Origin of the sequence: Vibrio sp. AND4, from assembly GCF_000171815.1 — a bacterium.
Classification (GTDB): Bacteria; Pseudomonadota; Gammaproteobacteria; order Enterobacterales; family Vibrionaceae; genus Vibrio.
In genome coordinates this window covers 1-26,885 of record NZ_ABGR01000027.1, presented here as the reverse complement: position 1 = coordinate 26,885, position 26,885 = coordinate 1, and the positions used below count along the sequence as shown (strand labels likewise).

Genomic DNA, 26,885 nt, shown 5'->3' with positions numbered 1-26,885 from the left:
GGCAACAGCGATTGGTATCAATAGCCTCACTCGTTGGGCGGTGCCGGTCTTTATTTTGATTACGGGTGCTTTGATGCTAAGTGATACGCGCCCTTTTGATGCCAAGTACTACGTAAAACAGCGTTTAGGTAAAGTGTTGGTGCCTTTTTTAGTTTGGTCGATATTTTATGCGTATTTGTCAGGTTGGACGGCTCAAGGTTTTGACATGACAACCGTTGAAGAAGTGGTGAGCAACAGTTTGCATCATGCAACCTACTACCATCTGGGTTTTTTCTATTACTTTATTCCTCTCTATTTTGTGATTCCGTTGTTTCAATGGGCAGTGCGTAATTGTGATGACAGTGTCCTCTATGCGTACCTGATGGTTTGGTTGCTCAGCAGTACTCTATTTTTGCTCAGGATTGATGGGCCGTGGAGTAATCAATATTGGCTTTACATGGGTTATTTACCACTCGGCTATGTGCTATTTAAGAAAGTCCCACTTAATCGTTCGGTTGTCACTGGGTTTACTGTATTAGGTCTGATGGCATTGGTTATCACCTTTGCGATGGTCGTAAGCAATAGTTTAGCAGCCGACAAGTACACAATAGGGCGCTGGTTATCATACAAAACTCTGAATGTGATTCTTGCAGCGTCGATGATTTTTATGCTGTGTCGTTATTTTGGTGAGGATCTGGCGCCAAAAGCACAAAAAGTGGTGAGCTTGATCAGCCAGCATAGTTTAGGTATTTATCTACTTCACCCGATTTTCCTGTGGCCGATGAAAGCGTTTGATTGGCACCAAGGACATCCTGGATGGGTGATCCCTGTGTGGGTTATATTGAGTGGTGTTGGAGCCTTGGCAATGAGCTATCTTTTCTCTAAGTCCGCCAAGACTCGCTGGTTGTTGCCGTAAATTAGCGGTTTAGGGCGAAGTGCAAGAACTTATCGCCACGGTAGGTCAGTGTGCCTTTATCACCAGGGTTCAGCGAGTGATAATAGTGTACACCGATTTGAAATTCGCGTTTTGGCCCAATTGCCCCGCGTTGTACATAAATCCAATACTCAAGGTCGTCTTGACCAGGCTTGGCATCCGGCACTTCTATTGCTTGCTTGTCTAAGATAGTCACTTGAGCGTTCTGTTCAGGTGCATCCTCACCAAAGTAATGTTTGCTGTAGAAGTGGAAAAATGCCCAAGCGCCAAGCGCAATCAGAGCGAACAGAGCCAAAATAAGTGGGATTGGCATGATAACCTCCAATGTTTCATTGGTGCTTATTTTACAGAACTCCCTGATCAAACGACGAGTTGAGATGTATTATTCGTGATCAAACAAAAGCATCGTTGATTTAATTCGGCGCACTTCACATTTTATATGCGTTAAAGAGCACATTTTGAAAGGAAATTAGCCTTGTGTCGCTCGAAAAAGTTCTAAATTTATAGAAGAATAGGCTTACAAACAAAAGTCAGTGTCAGTAAGGAGGGTTACGATGTCAGACATTGAGAGCGTAGTCATACGTACCCGAACGATCGAAAAACTTCTGCGTACGCAATACCATGCTGAAGGGAAAGGGTTACACCAACTGATCACCAGTTGTGAGGAGCGTCTACCGCATGATGTTGTTGCTAAACTGCGATTTATTGCAACCGTGCGCAATAAGGTTGTCCACGAAGAGGACTATAAGCTGGATGATCGAAAAGGTTTCTTAGCAGCATGTGATGCCTGTGAGAAGGAGCTAACACCGAGAAGTTCACGCTTTATTTGGCGAGTGGCGATTTTGTTAATGACCTTGATTACACTCGCTGCACTTGGCTTTTACTACATGCACTGGGATATTTTAGTAAGGCATTTGTAGGTGATAAAAATAAATAATAAAAAAGGGACGCGAAAGCGTCCCTTTTTTATTTTAAACAGTAACTTAGTACATCATTGGTAGCGTCATTAAGCCAACAACCACTGCAATCATTACCAGTCCTTGTTTTTGAGAAGAAGAAATCATAACACTACCCCTAAAATCTTTGATGAACTTGATGTAAATAATATAGCACTGTTTTTAGGCTTTGATCAACTTTAAAGCTTAAAAGTTTTCAAAATATGCACTTAACTTTAGGTTTTTAGCCCAATATTGACCAATGAAACTGTGTTTTTTGAGCTGTTCTTTAAATGTTCTACTTGTGGTTTTTTTCTTCTAATTTGTTTTAAGGTTATGATTTTTATGGGTTAAATATGGGTGTTTTTATGGTTAAATAGTGTTACTTGTTTCTGTGTTAGAGTTGGTGGGCCATTTTTGCTGAATTTCTCAAAAGTTGAGAAAAATTGGATTTTTCTAGAGTTACTTGCACGGATGGATGTCTATCTGGTCTAATCTTCGCCAGTAAATGAGAAACCTCGGTATCAAAAGAGCTTAGATTTAACCTAGGCTGCCGAAGTTCATTTTTCTAGTTGTTTGTGTGCTTGTATGCGCTGATGTGTAATTATATCAGTTACTTAATCTTAGCTTTTTGAATTTTCATATTGCATAATCTCTGCTCTAGCAGGCATTTGTATTGTCATGAAGTCACTGTTTTCCGGTCTTAGAGGTCTGATGAGGTGGATTTAGGTTTTATGTGGGTTATTTGTTCATGATGGTGTCATGGTAGACAAATTGGAGGTTTATTTTCCAATGTCTAATCGTGAGGCCTTTTGGACAGGTTGTTGATAATACCGATGACTGGATAGCTGAACTCAAAGATTGATAGAGGAGCGGTAACCAGTAATTGCGGATGTTGCATCAACAAAATGTTACGATTCGCTATCAAGATCCAACTTTCATGGATTATGCCTTTACATCAAGATTGGTCTACCTAGACTAGCGACGAGATTAGGTGAAAGGTGTATTGGCATGTGGAGTTGGTTAGCGATAGGGCTATCGGGGATGTATTCCGTGTTGGGGGCGAAACAGTCCAGTCCAATGCAGTCTTTAACATTTAAAATCTTGACTCTGCTATTGTTACTGATCTTGGCAATGACCGAAGGTTCGTTAGCACCGCATACATACTGGATCGTTGGCGGTCTTGTGGTGTCGATGTTTGCGGATAGCCTTCATTCGTTTAAATCTCGTAAACCACTTTATTTTGTGGGTTATCTCCTAGCACAAATCTGCTATAGCAAATCGTTTTGGGTCCAACTCAATGGTGACATTGTTTGGTGGTTGCTGGCCTTGCTTCTAGCTGCGAGTATTGTGGCGTTTTTCCTCTTATTACCGCAATTGGATTCGATGGTCTTCCCTGTCGTGATCATGGGTATCATGCTAGTTCAACTGGCGTGGGCCGCGGGGGAGGTGTGGTTACAAGTGCCTAGCTTTGCCAATGCTCTTGGATTTAGTGGTACCCTAGTGATGATATTTTCCGCTCTAGCTTACGCGATACATGGCTATCGTAAACCGATGAAACACGCCTATGTCTGGGTGAGTGGCAGTTATTTTTTAGCTCATGCATTAATTGTTGCCTCTATCATTTATTAGCTTGTATCAAAACAAGCCTTCAGTCGTCCCATTACATAAATTGGCCGTAAATCTTTCTGTCGAGGTCAGAACATGGACATTCTTTCCGCAGCCACCATGCTGTTTCTTATTATGGATCCACTCGGTAACTTGCCGATTGTACTCTCTATTCTCAAACATTTAGATGCGAAGCGTCGCCGAAAAGTTCTGATACGTGAGCTCATTTTTGCCTTGGTGATTCTGATGCTGTTTTTATTCGCAGGACAGAGCATCATGAACTTCCTTCATGTTCAACCTGAGACCTTGAGTATTTCTGGCGGTATCATTCTGTTTATCATCGCGATTAAGATGATCTTCCCAAGTGCTGGCAGTATTACCGGGTTGGCCGCAGGTGAAGAACCGTTTATTGTGCCGATGGCCATCCCTATGATTGCAGGACCATCGGTGATTGCTGCGCTGCTTTTGCTCTCTTCTCAGTATCCAGACAAGATTATGGAGCTGTCTGCGGCTGTGTTGATTGCTTGGGGCGCAACTTTCTTCATTTTGATGTTTTACAGTTTCTTCCACCGCATTTTGGGAGAGCGCGGCCTGAAAGCGATTGAGCGTTTGATGGGGTTGCTGTTGGTGATGATTTCTACCCAAATGTTTCTTGATGGCGTGAAGAGCTACATGGGGTAAGTTTTGCCTATCGAATGATACAAAAAAGCCGCTTTTGTGAGCGGCTCTCGTTTGTCTGTCTTTTTACATCATGTGCTTACGACGAATATCGAGAAGAGCAAAAATACCAAAAATCAAAATTGAGTACTTTTCCCATGTGCTCATCTTAATTTTGTCACCAAACGCGCCGATGAAGATCGCCATTTGCAAACCGTGCATGATGAATAAGAAAGCGGTCATGATGTACAGCGCAATCGCTGCTTTGCCCGGGAATGGCATAAAGAAGTTGAGGATTAATACGAACCAGACAAAGGCGATGGCTGCTTTAGCCAGTATCAATAATGCTTTCATTTCACTATCCTTTTAAATTGAGGCTTTGAGCTGGTGAGCGTTCATATAAGCGGTAACTCACTTGACCTGCGGTTTTCTCGCGGTGCAGGTGCCAGTTTTCTGGTAGTCCAGCTATGCTTAGCTCTTTTTCAGTTTCAATATAAATCATCGCATCTTCAGCAAGCCAGCCGTTTTGCTCCAGCAAGGTCACGGTTTCATCCAATAATCCTTTGCGGAACGGCGGATCGATGAATACTACGTGGTGAGGCGTACCCGGTTGCTGCAAAAAGTGGATCGCATCGGTGTTCACGATTTGAATGTTGTTGGCATTCAAAGATGCGACGTTCTTTTGCAGTTGCTGAAATGCTTGTGGGTTAAGTTCAATCATGGTCACTTGCTCGGCTTGGCGCGAAGCGGATTCAAAGCCTAAACCACCTGAGCCGGCGAACAAGTCGAGACACTTCGCCTGCGGCACATCTTGAGCTAACCAGTTAAATAGGGTTTCTTTTACGCGATCCGTGGTTGGGCGTAGGCCTTCTGCATCATGAACAGGGAGCTTTCTGCCTCTCCATAAACCACTAATAATGCGTACAAAGCCCGTTGTTGGCTTGTTTTGTGAAGAGTTTTGCTGGCGACGTCTTACCATAGATTTTTTGACCGCTAATAAAGTGATACTATACCCAATCGCCCAAGCTTTGAGCTCGGATACAGCCCAGAATATTTAAGATGACAGAGTGTAACACTAATAAGATTAGATTTACCTAGTTGGAAAGTTTTCACAACTTTGTCATTCGCCTTTTCTGTAAAGTTAATATTATTGTCAGAAAAGAGTCATTAATAGATAAGAAGACAATCTAGGATAGCCCCAGATGACGGAAAAAAAGAAGCGCGGATTACTTTCGTGGCTTGGTTTTGGTGATGAAGAGCAAAGCCAAAAACCGACAATTGAAGAATCAGTAAAAGAAGAATTAGTAAAAGAGGACGCAGTGGACGAGTCTGCTGCCGAGCAACAGCCAACAGAAGACATTGCCGATCAAGCAGAAGAAAAAACAGCGGTTGCAGTTGAGCCGGAGATGGCCGAGGCTGTCCCAGCAGAAGCAGAAGCAGAAGCAGAAGCAGAAGCAGAAGCAGAAGCAGAAGCACCAGTGAAGCCTCGCGTTCAAGAGCAAGAGAAACCAACCGAGAGTTTCTTTGCTCGCCTCAAGCGCAGCCTAAGTCGTACAAAAGCAAACATTGGTGCGGGCTTCTTTGGCTTGTTCAGCGGTAAGAAGATTGACGATGACCTTTTCGAAGAACTTGAAGAACAACTGCTGATTGCTGATGTGGGTATGGAAACCACGACAAAAATCATCAATAACCTGACTGAAAAAGCCTCTCGTGGCGATCTTAAAGATGGCGAAGCACTTTACGGTCTGCTGAAAGAAGAGATGGCAGAAATTCTGGCGAAAGTCGAACAGCCTCTTGAAATCGACAGCAGCAAAACCCCTTACGTTATCTTGATGGTCGGCGTAAACGGTGTGGGTAAAACCACCACAATCGGTAAGCTGGCGAAGCAATTCCAAAACCAAGGTAAGAAAGTTATGCTTGCGGCGGGCGATACTTTCCGTGCCGCAGCGGTTGAGCAGCTACAAGTGTGGGGTGAACGTAATAACGTCCCTGTGATTGCTCAGCACACTGGCGCTGACAGTGCTTCGGTTATCTTTGATGCAATTGAAGCGGCAAAAGCGCGTGGTGTCGATGTGGTGATTGCCGATACTGCGGGTCGTCTACAAAACAAAGCTAACTTGATGGAAGAGCTACGAAAGATTGTTCGTGTGATGAAGAAGATTGATGACTCTGCCCCACACGAGATCATGCTGACGCTAGACGCAGGTACAGGCCAAAATGCGATTAGCCAAGCGAAACTTTTCAGTGATGTCGCCCCTCTAACCGGGATTACATTGACTAAGCTGGATGGTACAGCGAAAGGCGGCGTGATCTTCGCTATCGCTGATCAGTTCGAAATCCCAATTCGCTACATTGGTGTAGGCGAGGGTATTGATGACTTGCGTCCATTTGAAACTCAAGAGTTCATTGACGCTCTGTTTAGTCGTGAAGAGTGATAAGAGTTAGAGGAAATCAACGGTGATCAAATTTCAGCAAGTGAGCAAAGCTTACCGAGGTGGTCGGCAAGCCTTACAGAAAGTCGACTTTCACCTTCGGCGCGGAGAAATGGCGTTTTTAGGTGGGCACTCCGGGGCAGGTAAAAGTACCTTGTTGAAACTGATATGTGCAATAGAGCGACCGACCGATGGCAAAATCCATTTCAATGGCCACGACATCACGCGTATCTCAAATAAAGATATTCCATTTTTACGTCGCAATATCGGGATAGTTTTCCAAGATCACCGTTTATTAATGGATCGCAGTGTGTTCGATAATGTCGCGTTGCCGATGCGCATCGAATCGATTTCAGAAAACGAAATCAAACGCCGTGTCTCTGCCGCATTGGATAAAACAGGTTTACTGGACAAAGCGCGTTGTTTACCAAGTCAACTCTCAGGGGGAGAACAGCAACGTGTTGGTATTGCGCGAGCTGTGGTCAACCGGCCAACCTTACTGGTGGCGGATGAGCCAACGGGGAATTTAGATCCAGAATTGTCTAACCGTGTATTGCGATTGTTTGAAGAATTTAACCGTGCAGGTGTAACGATTCTTCTTGCGACGCATGATGTTGGATTGGTCAATACTCGCCCGCAATATCGCCATTTTGAATTGAACCAAGGCTTCCTAAGTGAGGTAGAAGACTATGGTAGGTAACAAGCGCACCCAAAAGAAAGGACAAGGTCGCAGTGCCAAGCGTGCAAATACCGATGGTTTTTTCTCTGTCCACGCACAACAAGCTAAAGCTTCCTTCGCTGCATTATGGCGTCGACCTTTGGGTAATATTTTAACCCTAGCCGTGATCTCAGTCGCTTTAGCCATGCCTGCGTGCTTGTACTTGCTGGGTAAAAATGTAGCGAGCGCAGCCCAAGATGTCGCATCACCATCGCAAGTAAGTGCTTACTTATCCGAAGGTATGCCTGATGCACGTGTAATGGTGTTAAAAGATCAGATTGAGACATGGCCATTAGTCAAAAAGGTGGAATACATTTCGCCGCAACAAGGACTATCTGACCTGAGCCAATATGCTGGCTTTGACCAAGCATTGAGCCTACTCAGTGGATACGCATTACCTGGCGTACTAGTGATAACACCCGACTCAGAAGTGAAGAGTGATATTCGATCAATTGCCGAGAAAGTAACTGACCAACAGGATGTGACGGATGTTAGACTTGATGAAGACTGGCTAGCACGTCTGGATGCCATCAAAACCCTTGCTGGTATCATTGTCATCACTCTGACAATTCTAATGCTGGGTGCGGTATTTTTGATCGTCGGCAACACACTGCGTTTCAATGTGCTGGCGAACAAAGAAGAGATTCAAACTATGAAGCTGATAGGTGCGACTGACAGCTTTATTCTGCGTCCTTACCTGTACACAGGTATGTGGTTCGGTGTACTCGGAGCGTGCATTGCATGGTTGGTCACGGCGTTGATCACGGTTGTGATGAACAGTGCCGTTGAGCAGTTGGCCTCGCTCTACGATAGCCAATTTCGTTTGATAGGGCTGAGTTGGGATGAATCTCTACTACTTATTATTACTGGTAGTTTACTGGGTTGCATCGCTGCACGAATTTCCGCGCAACGTCACTTGAAAGAAATTGAACCAGTTTAGGTGATAGAGGTCTTATAGTTGGCATTTATAAGCACGAGCCAATTTTTATCTCTTGTTTAGCCAATTTGTTTATGGATAATTACTCCCCCTTCTTGAAACTTGTTCATTTTGGGTTCAAGATGGCCGAGCTAAATTGCAATGTAATACTCCAGATCAGAGATTGATGAGGAACTGAATGACAAAAGAAGCGTATTCGATGGCTCTAGTCACGCAAGATAGCCTTGATAGCTATATCCGTTCTGCGAACAGCTACCCAATGCTGACAGCAGACGAAGAGCGTGGGCTTGCAGAGCGATTACACTACAAAGGTGAAATTGACGCGGCGAAAGGCCTGATATTGTCACACCTGAGGTTTGTTGTTCACGTTGCTCGTGGCTACTCAGGCTATGGTTTGCCGATGGCGGACTTAGTGCAAGAGGGCAACATCGGCTTAATGAAAGCAGTCAAGCGTTTCAACCCTGAGGTTGGTGTACGTTTGGTATCGTTCGCTGTTCATTGGATCAAAGCTGAGATCCATGAATATGTATTGCGTAATTGGCGCATCGTTAAGGTTGCGACGACCAAAGCACAACGTAAACTGTTCTTCAATCTACGCAAGTCGAAGAAGCGCCTCGGCTGGTTTAATAACGGTGAGGTTGAAACCGTTGCTCGTGAGTTAGGGGTAGAACCTTCAGAAGTGCGTGAGATGGAATCGCGTTTGGCGGCAGTGGACTCCACATTCGATATGCCAATGGACGATGACGACAATTCAAACTCGTACACAGCGCCAATGGTTTACTTGGAAGACAAATCATCGGATGTAGCGGACAACATTGAAGCGGCAAACTGGGAAGCACATACCAACAACAGACTTGGGCACGCATTGGCAAGTTTAGATGAGCGTAGTCAGCGTATTGTGCGTTCTCGTTGGTTAGATGATGACAAATCAACACTGCAAGACCTAGCGGATGAATTTGGTGTTTCTGCCGAGCGTATTCGACAGCTAGAAAAGAATGCAATGAAGAAGCTAAAACTCGCTGTTGGTGAGTTCTAACGTTCGCTTCTAATATCTAAAATAAGATTTTATAGAAAGCCGAGATCATCCGATCTCGGCTTTTTTGTGTTCGATCGAAAATCGATAGCATTGGCGATCCAAATTATCTGCGCTGCCTGTGCATAACTCTGTGAGGTAATTATTCATCAACTGTTCGAAAGCCGGACGAAATAAGGCTTTGATACCCTTCTCCTCTTGGGGATAGTTGTAAATATACACACAGTTAGATCAAGATCATTACTACATATTGTGGATCAAATGATCCCTACACACTTTATCAACGCAATCCACAGAGTTACCCACAACTGATCGGAATATATACAGTGCAGAATGCCCTGACTATCTCTGTGTCTAAGTTTGGCTTTGGATAGGTTACAATGACGCCAATAACGACAATGACTGAGAGAGAGTAAATGGACCAGTTTCAACACATCGATGTAAAGGGCGCTCAAGTATTGCTCGAGCAAAGTGAAGCAAAGCTTGTAGACATTCGGGATCCTCAATCTTTTGCTGTTGCTCATGCCCAATCCGCTTTCCATTTGACCAATGATTCCATCGTCTCTTTCATGAACGACGTGGAATTCGAACAACCAATCCTAGTGATGTGCTATCACGGCATCAGCAGTCAAGGGGCGGCGCAATATTTGGTTAACCAAGGCTTCGAACAGGTGTACAGTGTGGATGGTGGCTTTGAAGCCTGGCAACGAGCAGAACTACCGATAGTGAGCAGCTAATGAAAAGATTGGTAACGTTAAATAATCCACGTATGGCGCAAGCCTTTATTGATTACATGGCATCACGCCACATTAATATTCAAATGATGCCGGAAGGTGAGGGGCAATTTGCACTTTGGTTGATGGACATACAGCATGAAGTCGAAGTCGAAGCCGAGTTAAAGCAGTTTTTAGCTGATCCTTCTGCTGTGAAATACAGCGCCGCCTCGTGGGACGTTGCCGATACTCGTAAGAGTCAATTTCATTACTCCAGTCCGAGCATTATGGGCATGCTGAAAGCGAAAGCGGGGCCGGTCACTTTGTTGGTCATGCTTGTGTGTGTGGTTATCTACTTTCTGCAGATGTTCGGCTTTGGCGATGGCGTGTTTTCAGTCTTACATTTCCCTGCTTTTGAAGGACAACAGTGGCAACTTTGGCGTTGGATAAGTCATGCCTTGTTGCATTTCTCTGTTACCCACATCGTCTTTAACCTATTGTGGTGGTGGCAATTAGGCGGTGATATCGAGCGTCGCTTAAGTTCCGGTAAGTTACTGCAAATATTCTTTATCTCTGCGGCATTATCTGGTGCAGGTCAGTTTTATGTGGAAGGAGCGAACTTCGGCGGCTTGTCTGGCGTGGTTTATGCTTTACTTGGTTACCTGTGGATTCTTGGTTACCGTTGTCCGCATCTTGGCTTAACACTGCCTAAACCCATGATTGGCTTTATGTTGGTGTGGTTAGCGTTGGGCTTTTTTCAACCGTTTCTGGCGATTGCCAATACCGCGCATTTGGTTGGATTGCTTTCTGGTATGGCGATCGCACTGTTTGATTCAGGTAAACAGAAATACCAAAAAGCCTGATGAGGCTATGACTCATGGCTCTCTACCAAAAGACCGCCAAACGGCGGTCTTTCGTTTATTTGTCTAAATTTGTTGATTGTGAGTACTATTGGTAAAGGTATTTGGTAAACAGCAAATCGGCAATGATGGTTTTGCCAGTTTCTGGCAGTAAGGTTTCATTGAGCTCTTTCACTAAAGTTTTACGCAGATCTTCACGGCCAGATAAAGATTTAATCGTATCTTCGGTTTGTTTACCCAAAAGCTCAATAATAGCATCACGAATCAGCGGTTGGTGGTGCTCGACAACGGCAAGGTCTTGTTGACTCATCACCATGATGTCAATACGAACTTGGACGTAACCCAATTGATTTCCTTTGGTGTAGAAGTTCGTGGTCAAATCGGGTTCTAGTGTGAAGTAGGCTAACTTAGGTGCTGTTTGTTCTGATTCGGCCCAACTTGGTGCAGAAATAAGCAGGCTTAGCGCGAAAATAATTTGGGCTATATAACGTTTGTACATATTTTTAACTTTTCTTTCTTTGGATCGCGATATTCGAATCGCTTCAGTCTTGATACAATAGCCCGTCTAAAACACATAACGGAACTTGCAGTTTCAATAAGACGGTAAGTTGTTGCTTTATTGTACGCATAAAGCCCCCAATTGAATACTAGTATGAATCAGCCAATATCACTCTACCTTACTTCTTTATTGGAAGTAGAGTGGCAAAACCCCGAAGATTTTGAATTCCCAAATGAATTCGCTAAGCATTGGCTTGAAGAACAGGGCTCTTTGTCACGTCGTTTAGGTCAGCATTGCCAATCCTTGACCGTGGAATTGCTGCACAACCAGATCGTCACTGCAAAGACGTTAACACAGGATGAAAGCCAGCTATTGTCCGAGCAAGATTGCCTTCTCAGAGAAGTGGTTTTGTGTGGTGACAATACGGATTGGGTCATTGGCCGTACACTTATTCCTCGTTCAACGTTGGTCGATCAACAATATGATTTAGCTCAACAAGGAGATATCCCGCTTGGCTTAACGGTATTTAGCGCCGATAACGTTGAACGTGATGCTTTGCAAATGGGATGGATTAATCTGCCCCAGGGGCGCCTTTTAGCGCGACGTTCAAGACTATGGATGAATCATAAACCTATGCTGGTTGCTGAGTTGTTCCTGAGTCACTCACCGGTTTACGCAAAGGAGAAGGTGTAAATGTCCGCAGAAAAAGCCAAAGCATATTGGCAACTGATGCGAATGGACCGCCCAATTGGTTCACTGTTGTTATTGTGGCCGACGGTTTGGGCACTTGTGATCGCCGCTCAAGGCTTGCCGAGTTGGAATGTGCTTGTGGTGTTTGTTTTGGGTGTGTTCTTAATGCGTAGCGCCGGTTGTGTGATTAACGATTTTGCTGACCGTAAAGTCGATGGGCATGTGAAACGGACTAAGCAACGCCCTTTGCCATCGGGTAAAGTGACCTCGAAAGAGGCAATAGGCCTGTTTCTCGTTTTGGGTATCAGTGCTTTCTTATTAGTGCTGACCATGAACCCACTGACGATTAAACTCTCTTTTACAGGCATCTTTTTAGCGTTCATCTATCCATTTATGAAGCGTTATACCCATCTGCCACAGCTGTTTTTAGGCTTAGCTTTTAGTTGGGCGATTCCGATGGCGTGGGCGGCACAAACGGGGGAACTGCCTTGGATTGTATGGTTTGTGTTTGCGATTAACGCCTTGTGGACCATTGCCTACGATACTCAATATGCGATGGTTGATCGTGATGATGATTTAAAGATTGGCATTAAATCGACGGCTATCTTGTTTGGGCGTTATGATAAATTAGCCATTGGCGCTTTGCAGCTGATGACGTTGGCAATGTTGGTTTTGCTTGGCCAACACTACGGCCTAGGACAGAGTTATTACTGGACGATTTTGGTAGCAGCTTCTTTGTTTGTGTACCAGCAGCACTTAATTCGCCATCGAGAGCGCGACTTGTGTTTCAAAGCCTTCCTAAATAACAATTATGTAGGAATGGTGATAGCGGTCGGTCTACTTATCGCTTTCTGGTAACGGCTCTGTGTTAACGTTCAGATAGAAAAAAGGCATCCAATTGGATGCCTTTTGTTTTTTGTCGAGATGAATATCGAGCTTAAGTGAATTACGCTTGCAGCTGATGGATACTCTCTTCAATGGTTAATTTTACTTCTGGGTAAAGCAAGGTAAATAGCAGTTTGGCGAATTGCTGCGTCTTCTCAAGATCACAGTTGCCGTCACAGTCTAGGTATTGCTGCTCTTTCAGTGTATTGAACATTGCGGCAAACACGCCTTTGTCGAAGAACTCGGGGGCATTGATACCGTGCAGACGACCTAGACGCTGCGCAATGTCTTGACTCTTCTTCTCAAGGTCAGATTTACCCAGTTCTTGATTCGCGACGAGTAGATTCATCGCGATAGAGTAGCGCTGAAGTGTTTCAGTGATAGTGCGACCCAACAGAACCAAAGATTGGTTGTTTGATTGGTTGATTTCCAACTTTTCACCGTCTTGGCAGACCATTTTCTGGTCAATGAACTCACTCAAGATTTTGATAACCAACTCATTCAACTCCTCTTCCTTAAAGCTCAGAAACAGCTCTTTTTTCAGGAATGGGTAGATTTGAGCGACGTCCTCTTGGATTTTCTCTACAGTGACGCTGCGCTGACGAATAATTATCTGAGCAATCAGTGAAGGGAGTGCGAACATGTGAATGATGTTGTTGCGGTAGTAAGTCATCAGAATCGACTGGCTACGGTCCAGCGAAATGATGTCACCCATGGTGTCGGTTTCAATCACAAACTTATCAAGTGAAATCGCGTGATCCACCAATTCTTCAGCACTTTTTGTTGGCACGGTTGAAGTGCTTGAGTATGGGTTGTTGGTGAGCAGTTTCAAGTAACACTCAATTTGATTGATCAGAGAGTCACGAGATAATGCACGCTGACGAGATGCCAATAGCGCCGTCGCACAAAGAGTAAGAGCGTTAGTCGCTGCTGCATCATTGATGTGCGTCATCATCTTGTTTGCCAGACCGTTTACCACAGGAGTCATCCATTGTGGTTTGCTGCCGCCCATGTGGTCGATGTCTTTAGTCCATTCTGGTGCATGCTCGTTCAGGTATTGGTTGAGCTGAATCGGCTCACCGAAGTTGACGTAACCAAGACCAAAATTGCGCAGCTTACGCAGAGTACGCAGCACAAGACCCGCATTCTCTTTCTCTTTGCGTGAACCGCGAAGCTCTTTGGCGTAAGTGCCCACTTCCATTACGTGCTCGTAACCTATGTAAACAGGCACTAACGTGACAGGACGGTTTAGGCCGCGCAGCATGGCTTGAATTGTCATGGCCAGCATGCCAGTTTTCGCTTGCAGTAGGCGACCTGTGCGCGAACGGCCACCTTCACTGAAGTATTCTACCGAATAACCTTTAGCGAACAACTCTGCTAGGTACTCACGGAAAATGGTTGAGTACAGCTTGTTGCCTTTAAAGCTACGACGAATAAAGAACGCGCCGCCGCGACGGAAGATTGGGCCCGCTGGGAAGAAGTTTAGGTTAATGCCTGCAGCAATGTGCGGCGGAACCATGCCTTCATGGTACAAAACGTAAGAGAGCAGCAGGTAATCCATGTGACTGCGGTGGCATGGCACATACACGATTTCATGACCATCCTGCGCTAAGCGGCGAACGGTCGATGCATTGTTGATGTGCAGACCTTGATATAATTTAGTCCACAACCAACCAAGCAGACGGTCGCCGTTCTTGACCAAGTTATAGGAGAAGTCTGCCGCAATCTCATCCATGATGTTGCGCGCTTCTTTGCGTGCCTTCTCGATGGAAATGTTTTTACTTTTTGCCTCGTCTTCAATTGCTTTTTCAATCGCAGGTGATTTCATTAAGCGTGCAAAAAGCACTTGGCGTTGAGGTAGGTTCGGTCCCGATGCCGCAAGCTTTTGACGAGAAAAGTGGATACGTGCTACGCGCGCTAGCTTATGAGCAATGGCGCTGTCGGTACCGTGAGAGTCTGCCATGTAACGCAGTGAGACAACTGGGCTAAAGCGCACCAAACAGTCACGACCTGCTGCCATTACCGCTTTGGCTTTTTGCGGGCCGTTCATAGGTTGCAGATATGGCTTACAGTTTTCTTCTTTACCTGGTTTACGACCCCAAAGTACGGCTGCAGGGATCATTTGTACATCTAGCTCGCTGTCGAGTTTGTGCAGCTCAAGTAATTCAGTAAATAGAGAAACCGACTCTCTTGGTACGTCGTTATCATTGCTCATCACCGTTGGACGAGAGGCAATAAAAACGTAGCGGGCCAGCTTTTTGCTATTGATTTCTAGCGGGCTAAGCGGGTCTGGTAGACCAAGGCTTAACGCTTGTTTTTGTAGTGTTAGCAAATCCACGTTCGAGCGAAACGGTAGGGCGTACACAATCGGTTTTGCGAGGTCGATATTGAGATCGTCAATCGGGTTCGATGGGATTGTGGTGCCCTTTACCATTACCGATAAAGGTAGTTTTAGTAATGAACGTGAAAATGATCGTCCAGAAGACATAAAGTTCACAGCCTCAATAGGTGTTCAAACAAGCCCAACCTTATTTCTGCATCCGCTTTCCTTTCTTGAATTGGAAAGAAAATAGATATGGCTGTGGAAATAAGCCTAGGCGATAAATTTTAAGGCCAACAAGGATACCAGAAACTGGTCAAACCTTTTAATTTTATTGAGTGAAAATGAGTCAAATCCTTGCAGTGTTTCGCTCATTAGACGGTCTGACTGTTGCGCATTGAAAATGAATGTTCGACAGCGGGTGGTGAGTCTGGCGCAAATAAATTAAAAAACAACCAATTGGGTTTCCATTTGATCATTTACTGGATATACTCACAGTTAACTGTATAAAAAGACAGGTGACATATGAAGCCGTTAACGCCACGCCAACAACAAGTCTTCGATTTGATAAAAAGCAAAATTGAAGACACCGGAATGCCACCAACTCGTGCTGAGATTGCGCGTGAGCTTGGCTTCCGCTCTGCAAATGCTGCAGAAGAACATCTAAAAGCGCTTGCTCGCAAGCAAGCAATTGAAATTATACCAGGCGCATCTCGTGGGATCCGAATCCTTCTTACCGATGCGGTAAACGACGATCAAGGTTTACCTTTGATTGGTCAAGTTGCAGCAGGTGAGCCGATTTTGGCTCAAGAGCATGTTGAATCTCACTATCAAGTGGATCTGCCATGTTCAAACCAAAAGCCGATTTCCTACTTCGCGTAAATGGCGAAAGTATGAAAGACATTGGTATTATGGATGGCGATTTACTCGCCGTGCACAAAACCCAAGATGTGCGTGACGGTCAAGTTGTGGTGGCACGTGTTGATGACGATGTGACAGTGAAGCGTCTAGAGCGTAAAGGCTCTTCGGTACTACTGCACGCAGAAAACGAAGAGTTTTCACCAATCCAAGTCGATCTTACATCGCAACATCTGACAATCGAGGGGTTGGCGGTTGGCATCATCCGTAACACTGATTGGCTGTAATCTTCTTACCTCAGTGTTCTGACAAAGCCCAGCTATCTGCTGGGGTTTGTGTTTTCTGTGGCTTCTATTTTTTGTTGTTCAGTCAAGCTTCTGTTTTGTAATTAATTTATTATTCTGTGCTCAAGCATTTTCTTGTGCCCATTCAGATCACTGCTGACAGTGATTGATATGATATTCGTACTGAATTAGAACTCTGACTTGTGCAGTAAAACTTGCAAGTGATATTGAGATTTATTATCATCTAGTTTCATTTACTCATTTTCTTTTTGGTGTAAGGAAATGCCCCATGTCCAAGCTGCAACATCACGTTCCTAATCATCTATTGAAACCGTTGTTTTTACGCAGCCGTGAAAGCTTGGTCGACAATGGTTTGGTGTACGATCCAATCGCTGCAAAAGCTTGCTTGAGCTGTAAGATGGCACCCGACTGCATTAGCGGTGACGTTGATCAGAAGCAACTGTTGCACGTGACTCTAACTCAGTTGTGCGATCAGCAGGTCAGTCACTTTCTTCAGCAACACTCAGATGCTTGGGTTATTAATGTCGGTGCAGGTTTAGATACGCGTTTCTACCGTTTGGACAATGGTCGTTGCCACTGGATTGAGTTAGATGTCACTGAGAACCTGCTTTGGCGTCAGCGGTTGTTCCATAAAAACGAACGTTACGAACATCGATGTGGCAGCGTTGAGGACATGAACTGGCTCAATGACCTGCGTATTCCTGAGAAAGTGCCAGTATTGATCCTGTGTGAAATGGCGTTACTTGACTGCAATGAATCACGTGTTGCCACCTTCATCCAAACGTTGGGGCGTCATTTTGTTTCGGCAGAAGTGTGCATGGTGCTAGCGGGAGATTTAACCGAAAGCAAATGGGGGCAGAAACTTGGATCGGATACGTATGCGCATGGTTTTGAGGCATCAGCAGAGCAAGTGCTTCATTGGTTACCATGGGCACAGTGGGTAAAAGCCTTTTCACCATTCGACCGATTCTGTGCTCGCTGGAAAGCATGGCAGCGTTGGTTGAATAAAATCCCAATGTTGAAGCATCGCCTCACACCTGTCCTCGTTCACATCAAGTGGTAATTGGATAGGCATTGAACACTCAGGTACACTCGCTGTTCTAAACAATGAGGTGCCTGTGACAAATTCTATTTTCTCCCCTTTATCAAATCCTCAAGTGCATCGCCAAGTGTTAGCGCTCGCTATCCCTATGGTGCTGTCGAATATTACGGTTCCACTATTAGGTCTGGTTGACGCTGCGGTGATCGGTCACCTTGAACACGCTTGGTATTTGGGTGGCGTTGCGTTGGGCAGTACCATGATAAGCGTGACATTTTGGTTACTTGGCTTCCTACGTATGTCGACAACAGGGTTGGCAGCACAGTCCTATGGCGGTGAAGACCGAACACAACTCGCTTTGGTGTTTATGCAAGGCTCACTCATGGCATTGCTGTTTGCGTTGGTCTTTCTGGTTGCCCACAACCCGATTGCGGATCTGATATTTGGCTGGAGTGATGCTAGCGCTGAAGTCAAGCACTACGGTATGCAATATTTCTCTATCCGAGTGTGGAGTGCCCCTGCCGCGTTAATGAACTTTGTGTTGTTGGGGTGGCTGCTCGGAACGCAAAACGGCAAAGCACCAATGTGGATGGTGTTCATCACTAACTTGACTAATATCGCACTTGATGTCTTATTCGTAATTGGCTTGGATTGGAAAGTTGAAGGCGCGGCACTAGCGTCAGTCATTGCAGACTTTTCAGGCATGGTGTTTGGCTTGATGTGCGTATGGAAAACATGGCGAGTACGTCAGTTACCATCTCCGATGCGCCTGCTAAGCGCGTCTCAACATGGGCTAGGGCGGTTTATAAAGCTTAACCGCGATATTTTTTTACGTTCTCTGTGCTTGCAAGCCACGTTCAGCTTTATGACTTTTCAAGGGGCAAGCTTTGGTGATGATGTGGTGGCCGCTAATGCAGTATTGATGAGTTTCTTGATGATGATTTCCTATGGTATGGATGGATTTGCTTATGCGATGGAAGCCATGGTCGGCAAAGCGGTTGGTGCCAAAGACCGAGCGCAACTCAGCGCCTCATTAATGGGGACCTTTTTCTGGAGTCTGATCATCTGTTTAGGCCTGACTGCCACCTTTGGTTTGGCGGGATCGCATCTGATCGCGATGATCACTTCGATTAAAGCTGTGCAGCAGCAAGCTTCAGTGTATCTTCCATGGTTGGTGGTCATGCCATTGGCATCAATGTGGTGTTTTTTGTTGGATGGTATTTTTGTTGGTGCGACCAAAGGCAAGGATATGCGCAACAGCATGTTTGTGGCGACTTGCTGCTTCTTCGCAATTTTCTTGTTGTTCTCTGATTGGCAAAATCATGCATTGTGGTTTGCGATGATCAGTTTTATGGCGATGAGAGGAATTGGGCTCGGAGCTATCTTTTGCTATCAATGGCGCAAAGGAAGCTTTCTCGCTTCGTAACACAGATAACGTTCGTAACACATAAAAAACAGCAGGTCGAAACCTGCTGTTTTAGCTTTTGGATCATGGCAACCCAATCGAATTAGAATAATCGGTTTAACCCGTTCAGTGCTGCAACGCGATACGCCTCTGCCATGGTCGGATAGTTAAAGGTGGTATTCACGAAATATTCAATCGTATTCGCTTCGCCTTTTTGTTCCATGATAGCTTGACCGATATGGATGATTTCCGCAGCACGCTCACCAAAGCAGTGAATGCCAAGAATCTCTTTGGTTTCACGATGGAAGAGGATTTTCAAACTGCCGATGTCTTTACCTGCAATCTGCGCACGAGCTAAATGCTTGAATGAGGTACGTCCCACTTCGTAGGGTATTTTCGCCGCTGTCAGCTCTTGCTCAGTTTTGCCTACTGAGCTGATTTCTGGAATGGTGTAGATGCCCGTTGGGATATCATCAATCAGATAACCGTCTGCCTGTCCTTTAGTAATGGCTTGTGCCACGAAACGGCCTTGGTCATACGCAGCACTTGCGAGGCTCGGGTAACCAATCACATCACCTACCGCATAGATGTGCTCAACTTTACTGCGGTAGTTACTGTCCACTTTAAGCTGCCCACGTGAGTCGCTTTCTAGCCCAATGGCTGATAGGTTGAGCTTGTCCGTGTTACCTGTTCGACCGTTGGCGTACAGTAGGCAATCTGCTTTCATTTTCTTGCCAGATTTCAGGTGGACGATGACGCCATCTTCAGTGCCTTCGATTTTTTCGTAGGTTTCGTCGTTACGAATGACCACGCCACTGTTCCAGAAATGGTACGACAGCGCATCTGACACTTCGTTATCTAGGAAAGAAAGCAGGCGGTCACGAGTATTAATCAGATCGGTTTTGACACCTAAGCCACGGAAAATCGATGCATACTCACAGCCAATCACGCCCGCACCGTAGATGATGATGTGGCGAGGGTCGTGTTGTAAGCTCAAGATCGAATCACTGTCGTAGACGCGTTCGTGCAAGAAATCGACGTCATTTGGCTGATAAGGACGAGAGCCAGTGGCGATAACAAACTTATCGGCCGTGTACACTTCTTCTGTACCGTCACTTTGCATTACCGCGATAGAGTATTTATCGAGAAAGCGCGCCGTGCCAAACAACAGTGTGCATGCGTTGCGGTCGTAAAAGCCCTGACGAAGTCGAGTTTGTTTGTCTATTACCGACGTTGCATGACCCAAAATGTCAGAAAACGTGGCATGGAGGCTGGTGTTATTACCACAAAACAGTGGGTTGCTATTGAATTCGATGATACGGCTAACCGCGTGACGCAAGGCTTTGGATGGTATGGTTCCCCAGTGCGTACAACCACCACCAACACTGCTTTCTTTTTCTACGATAGCGACATTGAATCCGGCTTTGGCCAGCCCCATGGCAGCCCCTTCACCGCCAGGACCACTACCAATTACGATCACGTCATAGTGATTAGTATGCGCCATGATGTCTTCCTTGTTATATTTGCTTAACATTGCTGTGGCGGGATTCTAACTCATTTACTCTATTGGGAGTATGTCACGCCGACCATAGAGTGGATACGATCACGCAGAATTGACCAAAAGAACCAATTGGCATGCAGTATGTCGACTATTTGAGGTGAGGATATTGCAATCAGATGCATGCAGATAGTAACGTTCTCACCGCTTATCGGTAGATAACGTCGCTTTATACGTGGGGGTGATATACGTTATATTGAAGCTCTCGAACCCAACAGAAAAGAGCAAGTCAAAGAATGAAATCGATGGGAATCCGCGCGCAGCAAAAAGAAAAAACACGTCGTTCGTTGATCGATGCGGCATTTAATCAACTTAGTGCAGATCGCAGTTTTTCCAATCTCAGCTTGCGAGAGGTCGCCCGAGAGGCAGGCATTGCACCCACTTCTTTTTATCGTCACTTTAAAGATATGGATGAGCTGGGCTTAACTATGGTTGATGAAGGCGGTTTACTGTTACGTCAATTGATGCGTCAAGCACGTCAGCGTATTGTCAAAGAAGGCAGTGTGATTCGAACTTCAGTTGAAACCTTTATGGAATTCATTGAAAGTAGTCCTAACGTTTTCCGCTTATTGTTGCGTGAGCGCTCTGGCACTTCTTCTGAATTTCGTACTGCCGTCGCTCGAGAAATTCAACATTTTGCGGCAGAATTAACCGAGTACTTAATGAGCACAGGCATGACCAAAGAAGAGGCGTTTACGCAAGCTGAGGCCTCGGTTACTTTGGTATTTAGTTCTGGTGCAGAAGTGTTAGATTTAGATCGACGTGAGCGCGATGAACTCGCCGAGCGATTGATCATGCAATTGCGAATGATAGCCAAAGGGGCCTATTGGTATCGCAAAGAACGTGAACGTAACCGATTAAAAGGCGGGATAGAATAATGTCGAATGGAAATAAATCTGAAAAGAAAACGCTGATATTGGCACTGGTTGCAGGTATGTGTGGTGATGCTTTGTTGTCATGGTTGACCATGAGCGAAGTTTCTTTTTCCATCTTTCCTCTGATTGCACTCGTGCTAGCCTTGCAGGCGTTATACCAAGAATATCTTCATAACCCTGTATCAGAAGATATCCCACTCGTTGGTCTGGCGTGTTTCTTTGTGGGGGCATTTGGCCACTCAGCGTTTATCAAAGCGCAATTCCCAGAAGCTGGGTCTAATTTCTTCGCGATCCTAGTATCCATGGTGCTGTTGGCTTGGGTTGGAAAAAAGCTGGGCTTTATGGAAAAGAAAACCACGCTTGAATAAGCTAAATGAATCCAACAAAAAAGCGAGCCACTGAGCTCGCTTTTTTATGTCTGACGCTGGTGGATTACGCTTTGCGTTCCAACAGTACACCGGCTTCCATGTGGTGCGTGTAAGGGAATTGGTCGAACAGAGCGAAACGTGTCACCTTGTGTGTTTCGCACAGCATGTCCAAGTTCTCTTTTAGTGTTTCTGGGTTACAAGAGATATACATGATTCGCTCGTAACCTTGCACCATCTTACACGTGTCCACGTCCATACCCGCACGTGGTGGATCGACAAAAATCGTGTTGCAGTTGTAGCTCTTCAGATCGACCCCTGCTTCTTGTAGGCGGCGGAATTCTCGCTTACCCTCGATTGCTTGGGTAAACTCTTCTGCGGATAGACGTAGGATTTGTACGTTATCAATCTCGTTCGCTGCAATATTGTATTGTGCAGAGACAACAGAAGGTTTCGCCAATTCTGTGGCTAGAACGCGATCGAAGTTTTGCGCCAGCGCTAGAGAGAAGTTACCGTTACCGCAGTAGAGCTCTAGAAGGTCGCCAGTACTTTCTTGAGTGCAGTCAACCGCCCATTCCAGCATCTTCTCTGCCACTTTACCGTTTGGTTGAGTGAAGCTGTTTTCAACTTGTTGGTAGGTGTAGCTTTGACCATTTACATCTAATTTTTCAATTACGAAGTCGCGGTCTAGGACAATCTTCATTTTACGCGCCCGACCAATGATGTTCAGGTTAAAGCCTTCATCATTTAAACGCTGCTTCAATGCTCTTGCGTTTTCAATCCATTGCTCGTCAAGCTGACGATGGTAAAGCAGTGAAACCAGAATCTCGCCACTTAGAGTCGATAGAAAATCCACTTGAAACAGTTTGCGACGCAGGGACTCATTGTCTTTCATCGCATCGACCAAGAGTGGCATTAGGTCGTTGATCAGGCGACTTGCCGCAGGGAATTGGTCAACGCGGTATTTCTCACGAGTTTCTTGGTTGAACATGATGTAGTAAAGGTCTTCACCTTCATGCCAAACGCGGAACTCAGCACGCATACGGTAGTGCTGCTCTGGTGATTCAAACACTTCCAGTTCTGGCACCTTGTATGGCGCGAACATATTGTTCAGACGTTCAACTTTTTCAGCCAGTTGTTCTTGGTAGCGTTGTGGGTTTACATCAAGAGTAGCCATGATCTTACCTTTTATGGTGCATTCAATTTAAGAGCGCAGATTTTATTCAATCTCAATAGGATGTCCAGTTTTGTACCTCAATTGATCTAAAGATAGTGGGTTCTGTGTCAGTTGAGATGCCGATGAACCAAATCGTTACAATTGTCAGGATAAATATTGGCTGGACAAATAATCCATAGCTTAATAGTATTTGCTCCAAGTTGGTGCTATCTAGCAATCTAGATGGCTGAAATGGGAATCTGGTGAAAATCCAGAACTGACGCGCAGCGGTAAAAGAGAACGAACGTTCATCAAGACACTGCATAAGTTTATGTGGGAAGTCGAGCAAGTAGGCGGTGTAAACCTCGCTCTTAAGTCCGAATACCAGCCAGCAACTGAGCCACGGCACTGGACTGCTCAATATGAGCGGGGCTCAGCAGGAATTACGCGATTTAGGACAATACAATGAGAAAAACGTCTCTTGCGATCACGTGTGCATCGCTATTTTCACCTACCTTTTATTTACAAGCCCAAGAAGCCTCTGCAGACGAAACGGTTGTGGTCACCGCAAACCGATTTGAGCAAATTGATGGTGCGGTCCTCGCACAAACCGTTACGGTCACTAAAGAAGATATTGATCGATTACAAGCAAATAGCCTGTTTGATGTATTTCGTACGCTACCGAGTGTTGAAGTTGCCCAGAGCGGTGGGCGTGGACAAAGCGCCTCCCTATTTGTCCGAGGTGGCAGTTCGTCCCAAGTGCTTGTTTTGGTGGATGGTGTTCGCGTCCCTCGAGCGAGCATGGGCGGTGTCGATTTTAGCCAGTTTCCCATTAATGCAGTAGAACGTATCGACTATATTCGTGGGGCGCGGGCTTCTATTTATGGTTCGGAAGCGATTTCAGGCGTTATCAACATTATTACCCGAGCGAACATTGATAATGATGCAAGTCGCGTCTCTGCGGGGTATGGGTCGGATAACCACAAGAAGGGGATTTTTGTTGTTTCCAAGCCAGTGGGTGAAGATAAACACTTCAAAGGCGTTCTAGGTTACGAGAAAACGGACGGTTTTAACGTGAAACCTGTGCCGGGTGTGAATGACGGTGATGAGCACGGCTTTGAAACGCTCAACCTTAAACTCGGTTACCAACAAAATTTTTCTGATAACTTATCAGGTTATGTTGGAATGAGTGCTTACAGTAACGAGTTCGAATACGACAACAGTAGTATTTGGAGTGGTTATGAGAAAAAAACTGGTGAAGTTGAGTATGTCGGTGCCGATCTGTCGTTGGAATACAGTAAAGACTTGTATTCTTCTGAATTGAAATTGGCTTATGGTCAACAAGACAACTTCGACTACAAGGCTGATCAAAGTAAATCCATTGGTGATCACATTGCCATTGAACAGTTTAATGCGATTTGGTTGAACTCGTACAGCGTTAGTAAAGTGCTGAGTATTGGTGGTGGCTTGGATTACCGTACCGAGAAGCTAGCTAATGGTCATATTGCAGCAAATGACTGGGGACCAGCTAAAGACTACGATCCAGAAAAGAATCCAAGAACTAACTTTGGTGTCAGCGCAATTGCCCAATACGCTAATGATGTATGGACGTTAGAGGCCAGTGTGCGTAATGACGATAACAACCAATTTGGCAACGATGCTACTTGGCAAACCGCAGCAGGCTGGAAGTTTTACCGAGGTTATGAGTTGACGCTAAGTCACGGTACAGCCTTTCGTGCCCCGAGCTTTGTTGATCTGTATTTTCCAGGTTACGAAATGCCAAACCTAAAACCAGAAGAATCAGAAAATACAGAGCTGTCGTTATCAGGGGGGATATCGATTGTTGATTGGACGCTAACGGGTTACCACAACCAAATTGAGAATATGCTGATCTGGAAAGGTGCGGGCATGCAAAATGTCGGCGAAGCAGAAATTAAAGGCGTAGAACTCGAGGTTAAATTCGATACAGATATCGTTTCTCATGAGTTTTACCTAGATTACAAAGATCCCGTTGATAAATCTGGCCCAGAAGATACTCAACTGGCTTACCGCTCTAAACGTGGTGCTAAGTGGAATGCTTACGCAACGTTTGATCAATGGACATTGGGTTCTCAGTACCTATACCAAGGAGAACGCTTTAGTGGCAGCACTAGGTTGCCGAGTTATAGTTTGTGGAACTTTACCGCTTCTTATGCAATAAGCTCAAACTGGGACATCAGTACGAAGCTAAGTAATGCGTTCGATAAGGATTACGAAATGTATTTAGAGTATGCGCCCCCAGGACGTCAGTATTTTCTCTCGGCCGATTACCGCTTCTAATGGAATCTGACAAGATCGCCTTATCGGCGGTCTTTTTTTATGCTGAGTTAAGGATTAGGCGGAAATAGGTAATGAGGGAGGGCAACTCCAACCTCTTTATTTCAAGGGCATATAGTATTAACTAAGCTTGAAGTAAAAATAGGGGAGTAATTTAGCCATCAAAGATACCAAGTCAAAGCATTGCCAAAACAAATCTAACCAGTATGATCGGCGAATCTCTAATTTGCAGGTAAGACTCGTGCGAGCATCAAGTAAGAAAAAAGTCCTAGTGTTTGATTCCGGTGTCGGAGGGTTATCAGTCTTCCAAGAAATCCATCGACTTCTGCCGCACATGGATTACTTGTATTTGTTCGATAACGAAGCTTATCCATACGGTGAGCTCGAGCATGACGTGCTAATCAATCGTGTCAATACGCTGGTGGCGGCATTGGTTGAAGAGCATCAGGCTGACATCGTGGTTATCGCCTGCAATACCGCAAGCACCATCGTACTACCATCATTGCGCGCAAACCTAGCCATACCTGTTGTCGGTGTTGTTCCCGCTATCAAGCCTGCATCGTTACTTGCTTCTCAAGGGGTTGGGTTAATTGCCACACCAGCGACAGTGACTCGCCAATATACCCGTGAACTGATCCGCGATTTTGCTCAAGGAAAACCTGTTGAGTTATTAGGGTCGACTCGCTTAGTGGACATGGCGGAAGAAAAGCTACGCGGTCAGATTATTCATATACCAGAACTGGAAAGCATTCTTCTCCCATTGCGTCATAAAGTAGACGTAGCAGTGCTCGGGTGCACTCACTTTCCTTTAATTAAAGACGAAATACATCAAGCATTGGGTGGTGACGTCATGTTAATTGATTCTGGTAAAGCCATCGCTCGTCGAGTGAGAGCACTACTCGCCAGTGATAAAGAGCAAGAAACTGCCGAGGAAGGAAGTAAGAAAATTTATGCTAGTGCATCTCCTTGGCAAGAAGATGCACTGAATGCATGTTTAGCAAACCTAGGATTTAATCCTGTTCAGGTTTACCTTCATCCGGATGCTTAGGGTCGTTTGCAATACGAACTTTAAGCGTACGATCCATATACTCCTTCTCATTAAGTTTAGCGATAGCTGGTTTGGCATCTTCTGCAGCCATTACTACGAAACCAAACCCTCTTCTTTTACCAGTGCGCTTATCTTTCATTAAGCGTACCGCGAAGACCTGCCCATACTCAGCAAATAAATCACGAACGTGACTCTCATTAGCCTTGTAAGGAAGATTGCCAACATACAAAGTTTTAGTCGAAGGCTCGGAATCCGAAGATTGAAGAACAGGTGCCTTGCTAGAAGATGAAAAAAGAAGAGCAGTAGCGATAACACCGATGATAAAGCTCAAGGCAGGTGGTATCGGTAACTGAGAGAAGATGATTCCCCCAACGACCGCCAACCCAGTACATAAAGTCAGATTTTTTTTAGACGTCATTTTAATTACTACATATTGATGATAAAGAGAGTGTCTACCCATTAACAATATAGACACATGAATCTTACGTATATGGTTGGTTTTTTTCCAACCAATTGCTGTGATATGTCTCAAATGTGACGAAGAAATATGCAGATATAATGCATTTGATGAATTAGCGAGCACTTGATGTTTTTTTTAAAAAAAAAGGTTGCGCTAATTCCTCTACGCCCTATACTGCGCATCCACCGACACAATGTGAGGCGAAAGTCACACAGTGAGTCGAGAAGAGAGAAAAAGATTTTGAAAAAAAACGCTTGACTCTCTCACGGTGCAAAGTAAAGTATGCACCCCTAACGACGG

Annotated in this window: 26 protein-coding genes, 1 pseudogene and 1 riboswitch; of the genes and pseudogenes, 19 read left to right on the top strand and 8 right to left on the bottom strand. The window is 45.1% G+C overall.

The window, feature by feature from the left end; translation table 11 throughout:
* On the top strand, positions 1-895 hold an 895-nt coding region (locus tag AND4_RS16110; protein WP_009844040.1), incomplete at its 5' end, for an acyltransferase.
* A gap of 1 nt (position 896) precedes the next feature.
* On the opposite strand, the gene AND4_RS16105 is transcribed toward AND4_RS16110, so the two are convergent.
* Positions 897-1,226, bottom strand: a complete 330-nt coding sequence (locus AND4_RS16105; RefSeq protein ID WP_009844039.1) for a DUF2500 domain-containing protein — start codon at positions 1,224-1,226, stop codon at positions 897-899.
* Positions 1,227-1,467: 241 nt separating this feature from the next.
* On the opposite strand from AND4_RS16105, the gene AND4_RS16100 reads away from it, so the two are divergent.
* The 3 genes from AND4_RS16100 (at position 1,468) to AND4_RS16090 (ending at position 4,137) form a co-directional block, all read left to right on the top strand.
* Positions 1,468-1,833 (top strand): hypothetical protein, encoded by a 366-nt coding sequence (locus tag AND4_RS16100; RefSeq protein WP_009844038.1) that lies wholly within the window; start codon positions 1,468-1,470, stop codon positions 1,831-1,833.
* Between the two features lie 1,026 nt (positions 1,834-2,859).
* The gene (locus AND4_RS16095) at positions 2,860-3,480 is read left to right on the top strand and encodes a lysoplasmalogenase family protein (RefSeq protein WP_009844036.1); all 621 of its coding nucleotides are present in this window, start codon (positions 2,860-2,862) and stop codon (positions 3,478-3,480) included.
* A gap of 72 nt (positions 3,481-3,552) precedes the next feature.
* Complete coding sequence (locus tag AND4_RS16090; protein ID WP_009844035.1) at positions 3,553-4,137, top strand: YhgN family NAAT transporter; 585 nt, start codon at positions 3,553-3,555, stop codon at positions 4,135-4,137.
* 63 nt (positions 4,138-4,200) lie between these two features.
* On the opposite strand, the gene AND4_RS16085 is transcribed toward AND4_RS16090, so the two are convergent.
* Both AND4_RS16085 and rsmD read right to left on the bottom strand, forming a co-directional pair.
* Positions 4,201-4,467 (bottom strand): DUF1145 domain-containing protein, encoded by a 267-nt coding sequence (locus AND4_RS16085; protein ID WP_005430368.1) that lies wholly within the window; start codon positions 4,465-4,467, stop codon positions 4,201-4,203.
* 4 nt (positions 4,468-4,471) lie between these two features.
* The gene (gene rsmD, locus AND4_RS16080) at positions 4,472-5,092 is read right to left on the bottom strand and encodes a 16S rRNA (guanine(966)-N(2))-methyltransferase RsmD (protein WP_009844034.1); all 621 of its coding nucleotides are present in this window, start codon (positions 5,090-5,092) and stop codon (positions 4,472-4,474) included.
* 223 nt (positions 5,093-5,315) lie between these two features.
* On the opposite strand from rsmD, the gene ftsY reads away from it, so the two are divergent.
* From ftsY to glpG, 6 genes are all read left to right on the top strand, one after another.
* The gene (gene ftsY / locus AND4_RS16075; RefSeq protein WP_009844033.1) at positions 5,316-6,548 is read left to right on the top strand and encodes a signal recognition particle-docking protein FtsY; all 1,233 of its coding nucleotides are present in this window, start codon (positions 5,316-5,318) and stop codon (positions 6,546-6,548) included.
* A 22-nt stretch (positions 6,549-6,570) separates the two neighbouring features.
* A complete protein-coding gene (gene ftsE, locus AND4_RS16070) occupies positions 6,571-7,245 on the top strand; it encodes a cell division ATP-binding protein FtsE (RefSeq protein ID WP_009844032.1) in 675 nt (224 codons plus the stop codon).
* Positions 7,235-8,203, top strand: a complete 969-nt coding sequence (gene ftsX, locus AND4_RS16065) for a permease-like cell division protein FtsX (protein WP_009844031.1) — start codon at positions 7,235-7,237, stop codon at positions 8,201-8,203. The genes ftsE and ftsX overlap by 11 nt, the downstream gene beginning before the upstream one ends.
* Positions 8,204-8,378: 175 nt before the next feature.
* Positions 8,379-9,236, top strand: coding sequence for an RNA polymerase sigma factor RpoH (rpoH, locus tag AND4_RS16060; RefSeq protein ID WP_009844030.1), 858 nt, complete (start codon positions 8,379-8,381; stop codon positions 9,234-9,236).
* Positions 9,237-9,649: 413 nt separating this feature from the next.
* Positions 9,650-9,970 carry a thiosulfate sulfurtransferase GlpE gene (gene glpE / locus AND4_RS16055; RefSeq protein ID WP_009844029.1) on the top strand — a complete coding sequence of 107 codons (321 nt, stop codon included), beginning with the start codon at positions 9,650-9,652 and terminating at the stop codon, positions 9,968-9,970.
* Positions 9,970-10,809, top strand: coding sequence for a rhomboid family intramembrane serine protease GlpG (glpG, locus tag AND4_RS16050; protein ID WP_009844028.1), 840 nt, complete (start codon positions 9,970-9,972; stop codon positions 10,807-10,809). Before glpE ends, glpG begins: the two co-directional genes overlap by 1 nt.
* Positions 10,810-10,894: 85 nt before the next feature.
* Here the strand turns inward: glpG and AND4_RS16045 are convergent, their stop codons facing one another.
* Entirely contained in the window at positions 10,895-11,305 is a 411-nt protein-coding gene (locus AND4_RS16045) for a flagellar basal body-associated protein FliL (RefSeq protein WP_009844027.1), read from the bottom strand.
* A gap of 153 nt (positions 11,306-11,458) precedes the next feature.
* Between AND4_RS16045 and AND4_RS16040 the strand changes: the two genes are divergently transcribed.
* Positions 11,459-11,998, top strand: coding sequence for a chorismate lyase (locus AND4_RS16040; RefSeq protein ID WP_009844026.1), 540 nt, complete (start codon positions 11,459-11,461; stop codon positions 11,996-11,998).
* On the top strand, positions 11,999-12,853 hold the full coding sequence (gene ubiA / locus AND4_RS16035) for a 4-hydroxybenzoate octaprenyltransferase (protein WP_009844025.1): 855 nt from the start codon (positions 11,999-12,001) through the stop codon (positions 12,851-12,853).
* An 88-nt stretch (positions 12,854-12,941) separates the two neighbouring features.
* Here the strand turns inward: ubiA and plsB are convergent, their stop codons facing one another.
* Positions 12,942-15,368, bottom strand: a complete 2,427-nt coding sequence (gene plsB / locus AND4_RS16030) for a glycerol-3-phosphate 1-O-acyltransferase PlsB (RefSeq protein ID WP_009844024.1) — start codon at positions 15,366-15,368, stop codon at positions 12,942-12,944.
* Between the two features lie 357 nt (positions 15,369-15,725).
* On the opposite strand from plsB, the pseudogene lexA reads away from it, so the two are divergent.
* The 3 genes and pseudogenes from lexA to dinF all read left to right on the top strand — a co-directional run bounded on the left by lexA (position 15,726) and on the right by dinF (position 18,828).
* Positions 15,726-16,345, top strand: a pseudogene (gene lexA, locus AND4_RS16025) (transcriptional repressor LexA).
* A 286-nt stretch (positions 16,346-16,631) separates the two neighbouring features.
* Entirely contained in the window at positions 16,632-17,426 is a 795-nt protein-coding gene (locus AND4_RS16020) for a class I SAM-dependent methyltransferase (RefSeq protein ID WP_009844021.1), read from the top strand.
* Between the two features lie 55 nt (positions 17,427-17,481).
* A complete protein-coding gene (gene dinF / locus AND4_RS16015) occupies positions 17,482-18,828 on the top strand; it encodes an MATE family efflux transporter DinF (RefSeq protein ID WP_009844020.1) in 1,347 nt (448 codons plus the stop codon).
* Between the two features lie 82 nt (positions 18,829-18,910).
* On the opposite strand, the gene sthA is transcribed toward dinF, so the two are convergent.
* Positions 18,911-20,341, bottom strand: a complete 1,431-nt coding sequence (gene sthA / locus AND4_RS16010; RefSeq protein WP_083796298.1) for a Si-specific NAD(P)(+) transhydrogenase — start codon at positions 20,339-20,341, stop codon at positions 18,911-18,913.
* A 260-nt stretch (positions 20,342-20,601) separates the two neighbouring features.
* On the opposite strand from sthA, the gene fabR reads away from it, so the two are divergent.
* Positions 20,602-21,243 (top strand): HTH-type transcriptional repressor FabR, encoded by a 642-nt coding sequence (gene fabR / locus AND4_RS16005; protein ID WP_043991784.1) that lies wholly within the window; start codon positions 20,602-20,604, stop codon positions 21,241-21,243.
* On the top strand, positions 21,243-21,608 hold the full coding sequence (locus tag AND4_RS16000) for a YijD family membrane protein (protein WP_009844017.1): 366 nt from the start codon (positions 21,243-21,245) through the stop codon (positions 21,606-21,608). The genes fabR and AND4_RS16000 overlap by 1 nt, the downstream gene beginning before the upstream one ends.
* Positions 21,609-21,672: 64 nt before the next feature.
* Here AND4_RS16000 and trmA read toward each other — a convergent pair whose 3' ends face one another.
* On the bottom strand, positions 21,673-22,782 hold the full coding sequence (trmA, locus tag AND4_RS15995) for a tRNA (uridine(54)-C5)-methyltransferase TrmA (protein WP_009844016.1): 1,110 nt from the start codon (positions 22,780-22,782) through the stop codon (positions 21,673-21,675).
* A 184-nt stretch (positions 22,783-22,966) separates the two neighbouring features.
* A riboswitch (cobalamin riboswitch) is annotated at positions 22,967-23,169 on the top strand.
* A gap of 57 nt (positions 23,170-23,226) precedes the next feature.
* On the opposite strand from trmA, the gene AND4_RS15990 reads away from it, so the two are divergent.
* Together AND4_RS15990 and murI are read left to right on the top strand one after the other, a co-directional pair.
* Positions 23,227-25,080, top strand: coding sequence for a TonB-dependent receptor (locus tag AND4_RS15990; protein WP_009844015.1), 1,854 nt, complete (start codon positions 23,227-23,229; stop codon positions 25,078-25,080).
* Positions 25,081-25,318: 238 nt separating this feature from the next.
* On the top strand, positions 25,319-26,125 hold the full coding sequence (gene murI / locus AND4_RS15985) for a glutamate racemase (RefSeq protein ID WP_043991783.1): 807 nt from the start codon (positions 25,319-25,321) through the stop codon (positions 26,123-26,125).
* Here murI and AND4_RS15980 read toward each other — a convergent pair.
* Positions 26,088-26,543, bottom strand: coding sequence for an RNA-binding protein (locus AND4_RS15980; RefSeq protein ID WP_009844013.1), 456 nt, complete (start codon positions 26,541-26,543; stop codon positions 26,088-26,090). The two genes, murI and AND4_RS15980, sit on opposite strands and share 38 nt — an antisense overlap.
* Between the last annotated feature and the right edge of the window lie 342 nt (positions 26,544-26,885).